Below are 17,916 nucleotides of genomic sequence, written 5' to 3'. Positions count from 1 at the left end.
GCAATGCAGTCAGTCCTCCACGCGGCGGCGATGATTCCCGCGAGCATTCCGAGCCCGAGCTGGTCCGGATTCGACATCCCGCTGCCGTGGGGGTCCCTGCGCATCCACGCCTACGCCCTGTGCATCCTCGCCGGCATCATTGCCGGCCTGTGGCTCACCTCCGTCCGTTGGGCGCGCCGCGGCGCACCTGAGGGCAGCGTCTGGGACATCGCCATCTGGGCCATCCCCTTCGGCATCATCGGCGGACGGCTCTACCACGTGTTCTCCTCGCCCGATGCCTACTTTGGTCCAGGATTCGATGGCACCGGCGATCTGTCACTGATTCCGCAGATCCAGCGCGGCGGCCTGGGCATCTGGGGCGCCGTCGTGCTGGGCGCAGTGGGCGCCTGGATCGGGTGCCGGCGGGCCGGGGTGAAGCTGAGCGCCTTCATGGACGCCGCGGCCCCCGGACTGCTGCTCGCCCAGGCGATTGGCCGGTGGGGCAACTACTTCAACCAGGAACTCTTCGGCGGTCCCACCACGCTTCTCTGGGGGCTGCAGATCGATCCCAACAGCCCGAACTTCCCGGCGGGCATGCCGGCTGACACGCTCTTCCACCCGACGTTCCTCTACGAGTCGCTATGGAACCTGGCCGGCGTACTGATCCTGCTGGCCCTGGACCGGAAATTCAGCTTCCGCCGTGGCCGCCTCTTCTGCGTCTACGCCATGTACTACACCCTTGGCCGCGTCTGGATCGAGGCCATGCGGATCGACGACGCCGAGCAGATCAGCCTCTTCGGGATCACCACCAGGCTCAATGTCTGGACCAGCATCATTGTCTTTGCCGGAGCCCTGCTCGCCTTCATCCTCCTGGGCCTGCGCAAGCCCTCCGGGCCGGACACCCCGTTCCTCCCGGGCCGTGAACCGGCCGGGACAAAGGCGCTAGAGGCAACGCCGCCGGAGACAACGTCGGCAGAGACAGAAGCGGCGGAGACAGAGACGGACGCTGAAGCGGTCGACGCCGGCCGCACCACCGTCGCTGAGAGCACCACCGCCGGGGCAAATGACGTCGGGGCGAACGACGCCGTCGAGGGCGAGCGCGCCACCGTTCCCGCGGACGCAACAACCATCCGGCATGCGGACTCTGCTGTCTCAGATAGTGAATCCCGTGCTAATCTCCGGAATAACCAAAGCGGACCAGTTCGCGCATCCGAGGATGCGGACAAGGACTCCACCGGCGGCACCGCGCCCGCCGCCGGAGCTCCGGCAGCCGGAGTATCCGGCCGCCAGGGAACTGGCACCGCGCCGGAGGCTGAGGGCACCAAGTAGCTCAGCGCCGGTATCTCGGGTTGCGGAGCCACCGCTCGCAGGACCCGACTCCACAGCGTCGTGGCAAGAGGGCTTACTGCGGACAGCAGATCGACGCTGTCCGTGCAAGCCCGGGCCAGCACCTGCGTAACTGTTACTACAGGAGGCCGGGCTGGCCTACAATTCCAGTTAGAAAAACACTCTGTTGCGCCCATCACACCGGCGTGCCGAGTGGGGCCAATGTTGTCCCTCCCATACGCACGATCAGGAGGAAGGACGTCTCCAATGACCCAAACTCTTCACAGCCCCAGCTGGTCCGATCCGGACCCGACCTCGGCTGCCGCGTCACCCTTCAGCCGGTTCGCGGCGATCCCGGCCGCTGCCGGTCTCTACAACCCGGAGAACGAAAAGGACGCCTGCGGCCTGGCCATCATCGCCACGCTCCGCGGCGAGCCCGGCTATGACATCGTCGACGCCGCCCTGACCGCCCTGCGCAACCTCGAGCACCGCGGTGCCGTGGGCGCCGATGAAGGTACCGGCGACGGCGCCGGCCTCCTCATGCAGGTGCCGGACGAATTCTTCCGCGCGGTCACGGACTTCGAACTTCCGGCCCCAGGCCAGTACATCGTGGGAACCGCCTTCCTGCCCGCCGAGCAGCGCGAATCCGACGCCGCCCGGTCCGGCATCGAAGGCCTCGCCGCGGACGAGGGCCTGACCGTCCTTGGCTGGCGCGAAGTTCCGATCATGTCCGACCTGGTCGGGGCCATGGCCCGGGCCTGCATGCCGTACTTCTCGCAGCCCTTCTTCGCCTCCAGCACCGGCGAAACCCTCGAGCGCAACGAGCTCGATTCCCGCGCCTGGCGGATCCGCAAGCGCGCCCAGAACAAGTTCGGCGTGTACTTCCCGTCGCTGTCCTCCCGGACCATCGTCTACAAGGGCATGCTCACCACCGCGCAGCTGGAGCCGTTCTACCCGGACCTTTCGGACAAGCGCTTCAAGACCAAGCTCGCGATCGTCCACTCGCGCTTCTCCACCAACACGTTCCCGTCGTGGCCCCTGGCCCAGCCGTTCCGCACCATCGCGCACAACGGCGAGATCAACACGGTCAAGGGCAACCGCAACTGGATGCGGGCACGCCAATCGCAGCTGTCCAGCCCGCTGCTGGGGGACTCACCCGAAGAGTTGTTCCCGATCTGCACCCCGGGCGCCTCGGACTCCGCCTCGTTCGATGAGGTTGCGGAACTGCTCTGGCTCTCCGGCCGGCCCATCACGCACTCGATCATGATGATGATCCCGGAGGCGTGGGAAAACCACGCCACCATGGATCCGGCCCGCCGCGCCTTCTACGAGTACCACTCGATGCTTATGGAGCCGTGGGACGGCCCGGCGGCCGTCTCCTTCACGGACGGCAACCTGGTCGGCGCCACACTGGACCGCAACGGGCTGCGCCCGGGCCGGTACTGGATCACCGAGGACGGCCTCATCATCTTCGCCTCCGAGGTCGGCGTGATCGACGTCGAAGCCTCCAAGGTGGTCAAGAAGGGCCGGGTATCGCCGGGCAAGATGTTCCTGGTGGACACCGGGGCCGGCCGGATCATTGACGACGCGGAGGTCAAGGCCGAGGTCGCAGCCGCGAACCCGTGGGCCGAATGGCTCAAGGACAACCTGATCGACCTCAAGGACCTCCCCGAACGCGAGCACGTGGTCCACACCGCGGCCTCGGTCAACATCCGCCAGCGCACCTTCGGTTACACCACCGAGGAACTGAAGATCCTGCTGGGCCCGATGGCACGCACCGGCGCCGAACCGCTCGGCGCCATGGGCTCCGACACGCCCGTGGCCGTGCTGTCAAAGCGGCCGCGGCTGCTCTTCGACTACTTCGTGCAGTCGTTCGCCCAGGTCACCAACCCGCCGCTGGATGCCATCCGGGAAGAGCTCGTCACATCCCTGATGTGCGCGATCGGTCCCAACGGCAACCTGCTGGACACCAAGCGGGTCCGGCAGCCGCAGGTCTCGCTGCCGTTCCCTGTCATCAACAACGACCAGCTCGCCAAGATCGCGAACATCGAGAGCGCCGACGGCGACAGGGTCGCCATGAAGGTCCGCGGACTGTACCGCCCGGAAGGTGGCGAGAACGCCCTCCGCGCCCGGCTCACCGAAATCTGCGAGCAGGTCTCCGGCGCCATCAACCGCGGCGTCCAGTACGTGGTGCTCTCGGACCGCGACTCGAACGCCCAGTGGGCGCCGATCCCGTCCTTACTGCTCGTCAGCGCCGTTCACCACCACCTGCTGCGCAGCGCCAACCGCACCAAGACCGCCCTCGTGGTGGAGGCCGGCGACGTCCGCGAGACGCACCACGTCGCTGTGCTCATCGGCTACGGCGCCTCCGCCGTGAACCCGTACCTGGCCATGGAATCCGTGGAACAGCTGATCGCCTCCGGCGACGTCGTCGGGGTCACCCCGCACGACGGCGTCTACAACCTGATCAAGGGCCTCGGCAAGGGCGTCCTGAAGATCATGTCCAAGATGGGCATCTCCACTGTGGCTTCCTACACGGGCGCCCAGACCTTCGAAGCCCTCGGCCTCGGCCAGGACCTGGTGGACGAGTACTTCTCCGGCACGCATTCCCAGCTCGGCGGCGTCGGCCTCGATGTCATAGCCGCTGAAGTCCTGGCCCGCCACCGCATGGCCTACCCCGAGAACGGCATTGAACTGCCGCACCAGCCCCTGCTCGGCGGCGGCGAATACCAGTGGCGCCGCGACGGCGAGCCCCACCTGTTCAACCCGGAGACCGTCTTCCGGCTCCAGCACGCCACACGCGAACGCCGCTATGACATTTTCAAGGCCTACACCCGCGGCGTTGACGACCAGTCCGAGAACCTCATGACCCTGCGCGGGCTGCTGAAGTTCAAGGCCGGTTCGCGTCCCGCGGTGCCGCTTGAGGAAGTGGAACCGGTTTCGAGCATCGTCAAGCGGTTCTCCACAGGCGCCATGAGCTACGGCTCCATCTCCCAGGAAGCCCACGAGACCCTCGCGATCGCCATGAACCGGCTGGGCGGCAAGTCCAACACCGGTGAAGGCGGCGAGGACGTGGACCGCCTGCTCGATCCCACCCGCCGTTCCGCGGTCAAGCAGATCGCCTCCGGCCGCTTCGGCGTCACCAGCCTGTACCTGTCCAACGCGGACGACATCCAGATCAAGATGGCGCAGGGTGCCAAGCCCGGCGAAGGCGGCCAGCTGATGGCGCAGAAGGTCTACCCCTGGGTGGCCCGCACGCGGCACTCCACACCCGGCGTCGGCCTGATTTCGCCGCCCCCGCACCACGACATTTACTCGATCGAGGACCTCGCTCAGCTGATCTACGACGCCAAGCGCGCCAACCCCTCGGCCCGGGTGCACGTCAAGCTCGTCTCCGAGGTCGGGATCGGCACCGTGGCGGCCGGCGTCACCAAGGCCAAGGCCGACGTCGTCCTCGTTTCCGGACACGACGGCGGTACGGGCGCCTCGCCGCTGAACTCGCTCAAGCACGCCGGTGTCCCCTGGGAACTCGGCCTCGCCGAGACCCAGCAGACGCTCATGCTCAACGGCCTGCGCGACCGTGTGGTGGTGCAGGTGGATGGCCAGCTCAAGACCGGCCGCGACGTCGTGATTGCCGCGCTGCTCGGCGGCGAGGAATTTGGTTTCGCCACCGCTCCGCTGGTGGTCTCCGGCTGCATCATGATGCGCGTCTGCCACCTGGACACCTGCCCGGTCGGCGTCGCAACCCAGAACCCCGAGCTGCGCTCCAGGTTCAACGGCAAGCCCGAGTTCGTGGTCAACTTCTTTGAATTCCTTGCCGAGGAAGTCCGCGAAATCCTCGCGGAACTGGGTTTCCGCAGCATCGAGGAGGCGATCGGCCATGCCGAGATGCTCGACTCCCGCGACGCGATCAACCACTGGAAAGCCGAAGGGCTGGACCTGGATCCGATCCTGCACGGCCTCGAATTCGACGACGACGCCCCGCTGCGCAACCTCACCGGCCAGAACCACGAACTCGACAAGCACTTCGACCAGCGCCTGATCGCCATGGCAGCGGAAGCCCTCAGCGACCGCACACCGGTGAAGATCGCCGTGAACGTCATCAACACGGACCGCTCCGTCGGCACCATGCTCGGCCACGTCGTGACGAAGACCTTCAGCACCGACGTCCTGGCCACGGACACCATTGACATCACGCTCAATGGCACCGCCGGCCAGTCACTCGGGGCGTTCCTGCCGGCCGGCATCACGCTGCGCATGTTCGGCGACTCGAACGACTACGTCGGCAAGGGACTTTCCGGCGGCCGCATCATCGTCCGGCCGGACCGCACCAACGTTTTCCCGGCCGAGCGGAACGTGATTGCGGGCAACGTGATCGGCTATGGCGCCACGAGCGGGGAAATGTTCCTGCGCGGCCAAGTGGGCGAACGCTTCCTGGTCCGCAACTCGGGCGCCACCGCGGTGGCCGAAGGCATCGGCGACCACGGCTGCGAGTACATGACCGGCGGCCAGACGCTCATCATCGGCCGCACCGGCCGCAACTTCGGTGCCGGCATGTCCGGTGGCACGGCCTATGTGCTGGACCTGCAGACCGAACGCGTCAACAAGCAGGCCCTCGAGTCCGGCGAGCTGCAGTTGCTCGAGCTCGACGCCGAGGACCGCGACATCGTCCACGGGCTGCTCCTCAAGCACCTCGAGGAAACCGAATCGCTGCTCGCGGCACGGCTCCTCGAGAACTTCGATGACACCGCAGCCCGCATAACCAAGGTGCTGCCGCGCGACTACGCGGCCGTCCTGCAAACCCGTCTTGACGCCATCGAAGAGGGCCTGGACCCCGACGGCGAAGAAGTTTGGTCTCGAATCCTGGAGGTGACCGGTGGCTGATCCACGCGGATTTCTGAAAGTACGTCAGCGCGAAACCCAGCCCCGCCGTCCCGTTCCGGTCCGGATCATGGACTGGAAAGAGGTCTACGAGGCCCAGGAAAAGGGTGTCCTGAAGAGCCAGGCCGGCCGCTGCATGGACTGCGGCATCCCGTTCTGCCACCAGGGCTGCCCGCTGGGCAACCTCATTCCGGAATGGAACGACCTCATCTGGCGGGACAAGGGCGAGGAAGCGATGGAGCGGCTGCACGCCACCAACAACTTCCCCGAGTTCACGGGCCGGCTGTGCCCGGCCCCCTGCGAGGCCTCCTGCGTGCTGGGCATCAACCAGCCCGCGGTGACCATCAAGCAGGTTGAGGTGTCCATCGTGGACCAAGCGTTCGAGAACGGCTGGGTCAACCCCCTGCCGCCGGCGCGACTGACCGGCAAGACAGTCGCCGTCGTCGGTTCCGGCCCCGCCGGGCTCGCCGTCGCCCAGCAGCTTACCCGGGTGGGCCACACCGTGGCCGTTTACGAGCGCGACGACAAGATCGGCGGACTCCTGCGCTACGGGATCCCCGACTTCAAGATGGAAAAAGAGCAGGTGGACCGCCGGCTCGAGCAGATGAAGGCCGAGGGCACCCGGTTCCGCACCGGCGTGGCCGTCGGCACCGACGTGACGTGGGAGCAGCTGCGCCGCCGGTACGACGCCGTCGTGATCGCCACCGGCGCCACCGTCCCGCGTGACCTGCCGATCCCGGGCCGCGAGCTTGAGGGCGTCCACTTCGCCATGGACTACCTCGTGCCGGCCAACCGGGTGGTGGCGGGGGAGACCGTGGAGAACCAGATCAACGCCGCGGGCAAGCACGTCGTCATCCTCGGCGGCGGCGACACCGGCGCCGACTGCCTCGGCACCGCGCACCGGCACCAGGCCGCGTCCGTGACCACCCTCGCGATCGGCAAGCAGCCGCCCGTCGAGCGTGCAGGCCACCAGCCATGGCCGACGTTCCCCACCTTGTTCGAGGTCGCCAGCGCGCACGAGGAAGGCGGCGAACGCACCTATCTCGCCTCCACCGTGGAGTTCGTCGGGGAAAAAGGCAAAGTCACCGGCGTCAAGGTGGCGGAGACGGAATTCGTCGACGGCAAGCGCCTCCCGAAGGCCGGCACCGAGCGGATCATCCCCGCGGACCTCGTCCTGCTGTCCCTGGGCTTCACCGGCCCCGAGCCGGCCGGGATCACCGCCCAGGTCCAGGCCGACTTCGACGGCCGCGGCAACGTGGCGCGGGACGGTTACTACATGACCAACACCGAGGGCATCTTCGTCGCCGGCGACGCCGGCCGCGGCCAGTCGCTGATCGTCTGGGCCATCGCCGAAGGGCGCGCCTGCGCGGCCGCGGTGGACAAGTTCCTGATGGGCAGCACCATCCTGCCGGCACCCGTGGCGCCGACCGACCGTGCGATGGCTGTTCTGTAGTCCAACAGCTCGAGTCCAGCCAGCTCGCCCAGGATTCATCCTCGCTTCAACTTCATCCATGCAACAGACCACTAGGGTAGGTATATGAGACGCGCTAAAATCGTGGCCACTTTCGGACCGGCAATCGCAAGCTTTGACAACACGCTTGCAGTGCTGGAAGCCGGCGTCGACGTGGCCCGCATGAACATGAGCCACGGCGACTACTCCGTGCACGACACCACTTACGAGAACGTCCGCAAGGCAGCGGGACAGCTCGGCAAGGCCGTGGCCATCATGGCCGACCTGCAGGGGCCGAAGATCCGCCTGGGACGCTTCGTCGACGGACCGCACCTCCTGGAGGTCGGTGACACGTTCACGATCACCACCGAGGACGTTCCCGGCACCAAGGACATCTGCTCCACGACGCTCAAGTCACTCACCGAGGACGTCAACCCGGGCGATGCCCTGCTCATCGACGACGGCAAGGTCGCCCTCCGCGCGATCGACGTCGACTCCGTCAAGGTGGTCGCCCAGGTGATCGTCGGCGGCTGGGTCTCGAACAACAAGGGCATCAACCTGCCCGGCGTGGCCGTCAACGTGCCGGCGCTGAGCGAAAAGGACGAGGACGATCTTCGCTGGGCCATGCGCCGCGGTGTGGACATGGTTGCCCTGTCCTTCGTCCGCGACGCTTCGGACATCGTCCGCGTGCACGAGATCATGGACGAAGAGGGCCGCCGCGTGCCGGTGATCGCCAAGATCGAGAAGCCGCAGGCCGTGGAGCAGCTGCACGAGATCATCGACGCCTTCGACGCCATCATGGTGGCCCGTGGCGACCTCGGTGTGGAACTTCCCCTCGAGGAAGTGCCGATCGTGCAGAAACGCGCCATCGAACTGGCACGCCGTTGGGCCAAGCCCGTCATCGTGGCCACCCAGGTCCTCGAGTCCATGATCGAGAACCCTCGCCCCACCCGCGCCGAGGCCTCCGACTGCGCCAACGCCGTGCTCGACGGCGCCGACGCGGTGATGCTGTCCGGCGAGACCAGCGTGGGCAAGTACCCGATCGAGACGGTCAAGACCATGGCCCGGATCATCGAGTCCACCGAAGAGCACGGCCTGGAACGCGTTCCCCCGCTGGGCACCAAGCCCAAGACCCGCGGTGGTGCCATCACCCGGGCCGCCGTCGAGATCGCCGACCAGCTGGAAGCGAAGTACATCTGTACCTTCACCCAGTCCGGTGACTCGGCACGCCGCCTCTCGCGTTTGCGCCCCATCAAGCCGGTCTTCGCCTTCACCCCGGTGGAGCACGTCTGGAACCAGCTCGCGCTGACGTGGGGTATCCAGCCGGTCCTGGTCCCGATGGTGGGCCACACCGACGAGATGACGGCCCAGGTTGACCGCAGCCTGTTGGAGTTGGACGTCGTCGAGGACGGCGACCTGGTGGTCATCGCCGCCGGTTCGCCTCCTGGAAAGGCCGGTTCGACGAACCTGCTGAAGGTCCACAAGGTGGGCGACCTCGCGGACTTCGGCGGCCAGGGCGAGACGGGCGTGACCAAGGACAAGGTCGGCCCGTGGCCGGAAAAGAAGAAGAAGAACAGCAAGATCTAGTTCTGAAAGCTTGAATGCTTGAGCGCAAAAAGGGAGGATCCCCGCCGGTTGGCGGGGATCCTCCCTTTTGGTGGTTCGGTGCTTCGGTTCTTTGCAGCTTTGGGGCCTTGGTGCGGCGGCCCGGTGGCGGCTAGTTGACCTGGTTGATGATGGTTTCGGCGACCTCGCGCATGCTGAGGCGGCGGTCCATGGAGGTCTTCTGGATCCAGCGGAACGCTTCTGGCTCCGTCAGGCCCATCTTGGTGGTCAGGAGGCTCTTGGCGCGCTCCACGAGCTTGCGGGTGGCGAACTGCTCCTGCAGGTCGGTTACCTCGCTCTCGAGGGCCTTGATCTCCTCGTGGCGGGAGAGCGCGATCTCCAAAGCCGGGATGAGGTCCGCCGGGGTGAACGGCTTGACCACGTAGGCCATGGCGCCGGCGTCGCGGGCGCGCTCGACGAGTTCCTTCTGGCTGAAGGCCGTCAGCAGGACCACGGGGGCGATCCGGGCCTTGACGATCTTCTCTGCGGCCGAGATGCCGTCCATGACGGGCATCTTGACGTCCATCAGGACCAGATCGGGCTTGAGCTCCTCGGCCAGCTGCACGGCCTTTTCGCCGTTGTCCGCCTCGCCGACGACGTCGTAGCCTTCGCCGCGCAGGATCTCGATGATGTCCAGGCGGATGAGGGTCTCATCCTCGGCGACAACAACGCGGCGAGCCGGCTGGGAAGTGGGGGATGACTCCGTCTGTTCTGACACGGGAACTCCTTGGAAAGGTACGGCGGGAACTACACCATCATAGGTTTCGTCCGCCGATGTACTTGGACCGGTTTGGTTCGATGCGGCGTCACTGGCGCGATTCTGGAATTCAGCCTATCTGCATGTAGAGTAATTTCGCGCACTGGAAGCGATCGCGTTGCTCACAGCACTGTGGTTGAGCGATTGTTACACCGGTGTACTCCGCGCCCGAGTGGCGGAATTGGCAGACGCGCCGCACTCAAAATGCGGTATCGAAAGGTGTGTGGGTTCGAGTCCCACCTCGGGCACGTGTTTTCCCTGTTCAGGGGCTTGTGGGCCTCTGAACGTGTACAAATCTCTCTTTATGGGCCCTGCCGGGGCCCATTTTTCGTTGATGGCCGTTGCTGCGGTCTGGCGGCTCCTTCTCTTGGCCTGGACAGTGGTTGCCGCTTACTCCTTCATGGCCGGGGGCGCTTGGAACTGCATGACCTGCCGAGACTTGGGAATCAAATCCGCATGGTCATCCCTCTCGGCAGCCTGAGCCCGTTGGAGACTGTCGTCATCTCCTCGATGACGTTCTCGAGCATCGGGTAGGGGCCCGGCGAACCGATGGAGTTTGGCTACGGCCAGGGTGCCACCGGCCCGGACAGCCGCCAGGGCTTCGTTCAGTCCCGGCCGCTCCTGTTCCTCAACGTGGACCGGCACCCGGGCGACCCGGGGCACCTCGACCCGTAAGGGAGGCGACGGACGGGCGGATCTCCGGCCGTGGCGGAGGCGGCCCGTGTCGCGGGAGGGGGGTGCGAGGCTGGGGCCCCGAGGGAATAAGAACCCCCGCCACCATGTTGGCTTGTGGTGTGAAAAACATCGGATTCCTGTCCTTCGGCCATTGGACCGACCACCCGGAGTCCGGCACGCGCAACGCGTCGGATGCGCTGTTGCAGGCGATCGACCTCGCGGTCGCGGCCGAGGAGCTGGGGGCGGACGGCGCCTACTTCCGCGTCCACCACTTCGCGCAGCAATACGCCTCCCCGTTCCCGCTGCTCGCTGCGATCGGGGCACGGACAAGCCGCATCGAGATCGGTACCGGCGTGATCGACATGCGCTACGAGAACCCGCTCTATATGGCGGAGGACGCCGGCGCGGCCGACCTGATCTCGGGCGGCCGGCTGCAGCTGGGCATCAGCAGGGGTTCACCCGAGCAGGTCATCGACGGGTGGCGTCACTTCGGCTTCGCACCCGCCGAGGGCGAGTCGGATGCCGACATGGGCCGCAGGCACACCGAGCGTCTGCTCGAGGTGCTCACTGGCGAGGGCTTCGCGGCGCCGAGCCCCCGCCCGATGTTCCCGAACCCTCCGGGCCTGCTGCGCGTGGAGCCGCACTCGGAGGGCCTGCGCGAGCGCATCTGGTGGGGTTCCGGCTCGAACGCCACGGCCATCTGGGCGGCGAAGCTCGGCATGAACCTGCAGAGCTCCACGCTCAAGGACGACGAGAGCGGCAAGCCCTTCCACGTCCAGCAGGCCGAGCAGATCGAGCTCTACCGGCAGGCCTGGAAGGAGGCGGGGCACGAGCGGGAGCCGCGCGTCTCGGTCAGCCGCAGCATCTTCGCACTGACGGACGAGCGCGACTGGCAATACTTCGCCCGCGACCGCCACAGCTCCGACCAGGTGGGCAACATCGACGAGAAAACGCGCGCGGTCTTCGGCCGGTCCTACGCGGGTGCCCCGGACGAGCTGGCCGCGAAGCTGGCCGAGGACGAGGCGATCGCCCAGGCAGACACCCTACTGCTCACGGTCCCGAACCAGCTCGGTGTCGACTACAACGCCCACGTCATCGAGTCGATCCTGAAGTATGTGGCGCCGCAGCTCGGCTGGCGCTGACCCCGAGTGGCAGATTCCCATAGGAGACTGCTCAATTAGTGGCTTTGGTGATCGTGTGGTCGTCGATCCCGTCGTGTGGCTGTGGGTGAGGTGCCTGATTTTGCGGACTGACTCGTGGATGTCTGGGTTTGATTTGTGAGGGCTGTGTGGCGGCCCGTGCATGGGTTCCCCTCGCGGTTGGTGGGACGCAGCTGGTGACCGCGGAAACCTCTGCGCCACGTCCGGTCGAACGCCTCGCGGCGGGACAGCTGCCACGGTTCGATTCCGAAGCGACCTGAATCCGCATCGGCTTCGAGGGCAGACATTCTTCGACGACTAGCCGCTAGCGCCCAAGCTGAAGCGCGCAGCCAGGAATTGGCTCGCTAGCTTCCGATCGATGGTGTCGCCGGGAAGTCGGCCCGCTTGACGGCCCGATCGTCCGGCACCGTGACCATGATGGCAATGATGGCGATCACCACCATAAACAGGTTGAACAAGATTCCCACGGCACCGCCGAAGCGCAGGGCCACGTTTTGCTGGTTGCCGACGAAGAGGCCCCAAGACCGGATGGTATCCGGGTCCATGGACTGCGCGGCCACATACAGGGCCGCCGAGATGGCCACGCCCATCGCATTGCCCAGCGACGAGGCCATCTTGTAGATGCCGGCCGCGGCGCCGGCCTCATCGTCCGGTACGTTGGACAGCGCGGCATCGGTGGACGGTGTCGCATAGAAGCCGAGACCGATGCCGAACAGGGTGAAGCCGATGACGGTGAGGACGATGTATTGCCCGATCAGGGTGAAAGTCATCGATGTCAACAGGATTCCGACGCCGGCGATCGCGCTGCCCCAGATCATCGGCCTCTTCGGGCCGAAGCGCTGAAGCAGCTTCTCCCCGACTCGGATGGTGGAAAGGATCGCAATCAGGTAGCCGAGAGTCAGCAGACCGGACTGCAGCGAGGACATGCCGGCGGCGACCTGGACCAGGCCAAGGGATACGATCAGCGTCCCGGCCGCGCCGTTGAGCAGGAAATTCGACATCGTGGCGCCGGCGAAGGTCGAGTTGCGGAACAGCTTCACGTTCAGGACCGGGTCGTGCCGGCTCGTCTCGATCCAGAAGAACACCAGGGCCGCGACCACCGTGACGGCGATGAGTCCGATGCCGGCCCAGCTGAGCCAGCCGATCAGCGGACCCTGAGAGATGTAGACGTTCAGTGCCAGGAGCGCGATGACGAGGGTGATCAGGCCGCCCCAGTCGAAAGTTCCGCCTGCCCGCGCCGCCGCTTTGGACTCAGGAGTGCCCCGCAGCAGGAACAGGGCGATGACCGAGAGCACGATCGAGATCCAGAAGATGGACCTCCAGCCCAGAAACGACGTCGCCATCAGACCGCCGAAGAGGGCGCAGAAGCCCGAGCCGCCCCACGAGCCGATCGACCAGAACGACAGCGCCCGCTGGCGGTCCTTCCCCTCGTAGTAGGTCTTCACCAGGGCCATGGTGGAGGGCATGATGCAGGCCGCGGAAAGCCCCTGCACGACGCGGCCGCCGAGCAGGGCAGCCGCCGTCAGGGCGCCGGCGTTCTCCGGGGTCAGGGCGATCAGGAGCGATCCGAGGATGCTCAGGTAGATCCCGACGTTCATGATCTTCACGCGGCCCAAACGGTCGGCAAGTCCGCCGGCGACGACGATGAAGATCCCGGAGAACAGCGAGGTGATGGAGACCGCGAGGTTCCCCAGCGTCCGTTCGATCCCGAGGGATCCCTGGATGCCCGGGATGACGTTAAGCAGGGTCTGCGCGAACAGCCAGAAGTTGATGACGGCCAGGACGATGCCGATCAGCCACGCATCGTTGGGCTTCCACTGGGTTCCGGTTTTGGCTGAAGACTGGACAGTACTCATGACCTAGGCATCCTTGGTGAGGTAGGACAGTGCGGCGACGACATGGGTCTGGACGCCCACGGACAGAGTCGGCTCGATCACGGGGGCGAAGAAGGGGGAGTGGTTCGCCGGAATGTCCCGGGAAACGGTCCCCTTGGCGACGGCGGCCTGGTAGGTTTCCGGGTCCACCCCGCCCAGGAGCCAGAACGTGTAGGGCACGCCGAAGGCGTCCGGAATGCGGCTGAAGTCTTCCGACGCGGTTTGCGGCGTGGCACGGCTTACGGCGTCCGCCCCGAAGTGCGCGGTGAAGGCTTCGGTGACCTGATCTGTCACGGCTCTATCGTTGCTGGTCAGCGGGAACTGGTCGTAGTTCTCGAACTCGGGTTCCCGCGGTGATCCGGCGGCGGCGCACTCGCCCCTCACGATCCGCTCGATCGCGGCGAGCACGGCGGACCGGACCTGATTGTCGTAGGTGCGGATGTTCAGCAGCAGCGTGGCCCGGTCCGGGATGATGTTGGACTTCGCGCCGGCGTTCAGCGCCCCCACGGTAACGACGGCGAAGTCGCCCGGCTTGGTCTCCCGTGAGACGACTGTCTGCAGCCGCAGAACGATCGAGGAGGCCAGCACCACCGGGTCCACCGACATGTGCGGCATCGAGCCGTGCGCGCCCTTGCCGTGCACGGTGATCTTGAGCGAATCTCCGGCGGAGAGGACCGGCCCGGCCGTGGTGGCCAGGGTCCCCGCAGCAAAGGGCATCACGTGCTGGGCCAGCGCGACGTCGGGCCGCGGCGCTTTGGTGATCAGTCCGTCGTCGACCATTGCCTTGGATCCCGCGCCGACCTCCTCCGCCGGCTGGAACAGCGCGATGTAGGTCCCGGACCAGGCTCGGCGGTTGTCCGCCAGGAGTTTGGCGGCTCCGAGCAGCGCACTGACGTGCATGTCGTGCCCGCACGCGTGCATGACCCCATCCACCTCCGAGGAGTAGGGCAGGCCGGTGGCCTCGGTGACAGGCAGGGCATCCATGTCGGCCCGCGCCAGGACCGTCGGGCCGGCCCCGTTCGCGAGGACGCCGACGACGCCGGTGCCGCCGATGCGTGTGACGTTGTAGCCGAAAGCGGTGAGTTTCTCTTCGACCAGTTGGGAGGTCTGATGTTCCTCGAGGCTTAGTTCTGGATGCCGGTGCAGGTGGGTGTAGATTTCCCGGAGCCAGCCGAGCTCCGAATCAAGGCCTGCCAGGACGGCGTCGGAACTGTTCATGCGTATCACGCTCTCATAGGTTCCAGGCGCCACAGCGATCCGGGCGCAACTGGCAAAACCCAGCATAAACCCGGCCAGAAACTCCCGGGAGTCCCTTAACCCCGGTCGCGAGGTCCGGGATTTTTTGATGCCTCGGATTTTATTCGCCGGCTGTGATGGCTGCGGCGGCGTCCTCCGCACGGGGCGTGCCGGTCCCGTGCTGGGTTGGCGGGCGGCGACGTAGACGGAGTTTCGAGCGGTGGCCCGCTCATTCCCCGGTTCATGGAGCGGGCCACCTACCGTTGCCGTAGACCCTCCGGGACCCGTTACGGCGACGGTAGACGCATGATACAGCCGCCTGCTTGGGAGTGCGCTGTGGAGCCGAACTACGATTGGGGCCCGGCGTGAGCTCGCCGGCGAATCGCGGGAGTTCCAGCGACCAGACCATGGCAGATTGTAGTCCGGGTGCCTCCCGCTCCAAACGGTCCCCAAGTGCCTTACAGGTCGCCGTAGTAGCCAACGGTTTTGGTGCACGCTGTCGCGCCTGCCAGCTCTTTGAACGCCTCCAACTAATCCGACCTCCTCGTGAGCACCGTGAGCATCGCCAGCGCAGGCAGCCGGGCAAGGCTATCCCGGGCTTATCTTCAGCCGAACGTGCAGTCGACGATGACTTTTCTCAGGGCGGTCTCGAGAACGGCGAGTTCTTGTTCGTCGAGCCGTTCGACGAACAGTTTCGACACACCCTGAAGATGGACCGGCACTGTTTCGGTCAGACGGGCGATACCGGCGTCGGTCAGGGCGATAAGCACGCCTCGCCCGTCCCCGGCGGTGTTCGTCCGGCGTACCAGGCCTTCTTCAACCAACCTCGCGACGCGGCGCGTCAGCCCCGCGCCCGAGAGGAGCGTGCGGGCGGCGAGCTCCGTCATCCGTAGCTCACCGCCCGCGCCGGCGAGCTGGGCCAATACGTCGAAGTCGGCCAGGCGCAGGCCGGTGTCCTCCCTGAGATTGGTATCGAGTCGGCGCATGAGCGTGGCGTGTGCCTGCAGCAAAGCGCGCCACGCCTTCTCTCCGCGCCGACCCGGCAGCGACTCCTCGACAAGCCGGCCGAAGGCAGCAGTTACGTTACCCGGTGAGGAATTTTTGTGCATATCCACCAGTTAACTCGATAGGTATTTGCAATCGCAAGTACCTCGGAGCGGTGAGGAGGACCGTCTCATGAGTGAAGTCCAGCCCGTCAACAGCACACTCGACCGTGGATTCTCGGCTCGGGCGGAGGAGGCGCGTGTCGTGAGAACCGCCGCGGCGCTGGAAGCGAACGGGATCACCGTCCTTCGCGCCGCGAACGCCGCAGAGGCCAAACGGATCGTCCTGGATCTCATCCCGGCGGGGTCGCAGGTGCATCACGGCGCGTCGCAGTCCCTGGAGGCTTCCGGTATCGCCGAGGAGATAGAGAGCTCCGGTCGGTACGAGTCCCTCCGGTCACGGGTCCTCGGCATGGACCGTGCGACCCGGGCCGACGAGATCCGCCGCTTAGCCGCCTCGCCCGACGTCATGCTCGGCAGTGTCCACGCGGTCACCGAGACCGGGTCGCTGGTAACCGCGTCCGCCAGTGGCAGCCAACTCGGCCCCTACGCATCCGGCGCAGGGAAGGTGATCCTCGTGGTGGGGACGCAGAAAATCGTCCCCGACCTCGAGGGGGCACTGCGGCGCATCGACGAATACGCCTTACCGCTCGAAGACGCCCGTGCCCAGGCCGCGTACGGCGTGCACAGCGGTGTGAACAAAGTTCTCATCATCAATCGCGAGTGGACACCCGGCCGCATCACCGTCGTCCTCTGCGATGAGGTCCTGGGGTTCTAGCCATGCCTGAATCGATGCTGGGTGTCGGGATCATCGGGGTCAGCCCCGTCCGGGGCTGGGCCGCCACCGCACACATCCCTGCACTGCGCGCACTGCCAAACTTCGAGATCCGGGCACTCACCGCGCACAGCGCGGAATCCGCCCGAGCCGTGGGCGAAGCATTCGGGGTGCGTGCGGTGTTCTCAGACTACGCACAGCTGTTGACCCAACCAGACATCGACCTGGTCGCTGTGACCGTGAAGGTCCCGCACCATCGCGAGCTCGTCTCCGCCGCACTTGCCGCCGGCAAAGCCGTCTACTGTGAGTGGCCGCTTGGCCGCGACGTCGACGACGCCAGGGCGATGGCCGCACTTGCCGCCGGGCAGGGAGTGTCTACGGCCGTCGGGCTGCAGGCCCGCCAGGCCCCCCCGATCCAGTTCCTCCAGGAGCTGCTCGGCGACGGATACGTCGGCGAGGTCCTGTCAACGACCATGGTCGGGCTGTCGGTCCCAGGCAACGTCGTGATCCAGCCCAACGCCTACATGCTCGACAAGACAAACGGGGCCAACGTGCTCACCATCGCGGCCGGGCACAGCCTGGACACCCTCAACTACGTCCTGGGCGAGTTCGCCGACCTGTCTGCCGTGACGGATCTTCGCAGGCCGCTGATCACCATAGAAGATACCGGGGAACAGGTCGTGAAAACGGCGGCCGACCAGATCGCGGTGATCGGCACCCTCGCCTCCGGAGTGACCGCCAGTGTCCACATCCGGGAGGCCGTGGCCGGCGGCACCGGGTTCCTGTGGGAAATCAACGGAACCGATGGAACGCTCCGGATTACCGCCGACGCCGCATACCCCGAAATCTATCCCCTCGCCGTCCGGGGAGCGCGCGGGCGGAACGAGCCCGCCGAACTGGCTGTCCCTCCGGCGCTGAGGCAGAAGTGGCCCGCGCTCACCAGCCTGGAAGGATCACCGGCCTATAACGTCGGGCGTGCCTACGCGGCGTTCGCGGCAGACATCGACAACGGCACCCACACCGTGCCGGACTTCGCCGACGCCGTCGCACGCCACAAGGTCCTGGCCGCCATCGAGAGGTCCGCGGCAACCGGGGAACGCGCGAAGACGTAGTTCACCGAGCCGAGCCGAAACGAATTATCACCAGATTTCATGA

General features: G+C 66.3%; 12 protein-coding genes and 1 tRNA gene. 9 read left to right on the top strand and 4 right to left on the bottom strand.

Features of this window, described 5'->3' with window-relative positions:
- Positions 1-3 precede the first annotated feature (3 nt).
- From lgt to pyk, 4 genes are all read left to right on the top strand, one after another.
- Positions 4-1,308 carry a prolipoprotein diacylglyceryl transferase gene (gene lgt, locus BLQ10_RS18580; protein WP_091564501.1) on the top strand — a complete coding sequence of 435 codons (1,305 nt, stop codon included), beginning with the start codon at positions 4-6 and terminating at the stop codon, positions 1,306-1,308.
- A 264-nt stretch (positions 1,309-1,572) separates the two neighbouring features.
- Entirely contained in the window at positions 1,573-6,189 is a 4,617-nt protein-coding gene (gene gltB, locus BLQ10_RS18575; RefSeq protein ID WP_091564500.1) for a glutamate synthase large subunit, read from the top strand.
- A complete protein-coding gene (locus tag BLQ10_RS18570; protein WP_091564499.1) occupies positions 6,182-7,639 on the top strand; it encodes a glutamate synthase subunit beta in 1,458 nt (485 codons plus the stop codon). Before gltB ends, BLQ10_RS18570 begins: the two co-directional genes overlap by 8 nt.
- Positions 7,640-7,723: 84 nt before the next feature.
- The gene (pyk, locus tag BLQ10_RS18565; protein WP_091564498.1) at positions 7,724-9,223 is read left to right on the top strand and encodes a pyruvate kinase; all 1,500 of its coding nucleotides are present in this window, start codon (positions 7,724-7,726) and stop codon (positions 9,221-9,223) included.
- A 130-nt stretch (positions 9,224-9,353) separates the two neighbouring features.
- Here pyk and BLQ10_RS18560 read toward each other — a convergent pair whose 3' ends face one another.
- A complete protein-coding gene (locus BLQ10_RS18560; protein WP_090581781.1) occupies positions 9,354-9,959 on the bottom strand; it encodes an ANTAR domain-containing response regulator in 606 nt (201 codons plus the stop codon).
- 205 nt (positions 9,960-10,164) lie between these two features.
- Here BLQ10_RS18560 and BLQ10_RS18555 point away from each other — a divergent pair.
- The 3 genes from BLQ10_RS18555 (at position 10,165) to BLQ10_RS18550 (ending at position 11,815) form a co-directional block, all read left to right on the top strand.
- A tRNA-Leu gene (locus tag BLQ10_RS18555) sits at positions 10,165-10,246 on the top strand.
- Between the two features lie 301 nt (positions 10,247-10,547).
- Positions 10,548-10,673, top strand: a complete 126-nt coding sequence (locus BLQ10_RS22990) for a hypothetical protein (protein WP_302847339.1) — start codon at positions 10,548-10,550, stop codon at positions 10,671-10,673.
- 119 nt (positions 10,674-10,792) lie between these two features.
- Positions 10,793-11,815, top strand: coding sequence for an LLM class flavin-dependent oxidoreductase (locus BLQ10_RS18550; RefSeq protein ID WP_091564497.1), 1,023 nt, complete (start codon positions 10,793-10,795; stop codon positions 11,813-11,815).
- A 362-nt stretch (positions 11,816-12,177) separates the two neighbouring features.
- Here BLQ10_RS18550 and BLQ10_RS18545 read toward each other — a convergent pair whose 3' ends face one another.
- The 3 genes from BLQ10_RS18545 to BLQ10_RS18535 all read right to left on the bottom strand — a co-directional run bounded on the left by BLQ10_RS18545 (position 12,178) and on the right by BLQ10_RS18535 (position 16,052).
- Entirely contained in the window at positions 12,178-13,689 is a 1,512-nt protein-coding gene (locus tag BLQ10_RS18545; protein WP_091564496.1) for an MFS transporter, read from the bottom strand.
- A 3-nt stretch (positions 13,690-13,692) separates the two neighbouring features.
- Entirely contained in the window at positions 13,693-14,925 is a 1,233-nt protein-coding gene (locus BLQ10_RS18540; RefSeq protein ID WP_091564495.1) for an amidohydrolase, read from the bottom strand.
- Between the two features lie 623 nt (positions 14,926-15,548).
- Positions 15,549-16,052, bottom strand: coding sequence for a MarR family winged helix-turn-helix transcriptional regulator (locus BLQ10_RS18535; RefSeq protein ID WP_091564494.1), 504 nt, complete (start codon positions 16,050-16,052; stop codon positions 15,549-15,551).
- 67 nt (positions 16,053-16,119) lie between these two features.
- Between BLQ10_RS18535 and BLQ10_RS18530 the strand changes: the two genes are divergently transcribed.
- Positions 16,120-16,764: a lactate utilization protein gene (locus BLQ10_RS18530; RefSeq protein WP_091564493.1), complete on the top strand. Its 645-nt coding sequence runs from the start codon at positions 16,120-16,122 to the stop codon at positions 16,762-16,764.
- Positions 16,765-16,766: 2 nt separating this feature from the next.
- The gene (locus BLQ10_RS18525) at positions 16,767-17,873 is read left to right on the top strand and encodes a Gfo/Idh/MocA family protein (RefSeq protein ID WP_091564492.1); all 1,107 of its coding nucleotides are present in this window, start codon (positions 16,767-16,769) and stop codon (positions 17,871-17,873) included.
- Positions 17,874-17,916: the final 43 nt, after the last annotated feature.

The sequence above is a fragment of the Arthrobacter sp. ok362 genome (assembly GCF_900102785.1).
In the GTDB taxonomy this organism is placed as follows: Bacteria; Actinomycetota; Actinomycetes; order Actinomycetales; family Micrococcaceae; genus Arthrobacter.
Note: the sequence above shows the minus strand (reverse complement) of the source record. Positions and strands in the feature narration are given on the sequence as shown.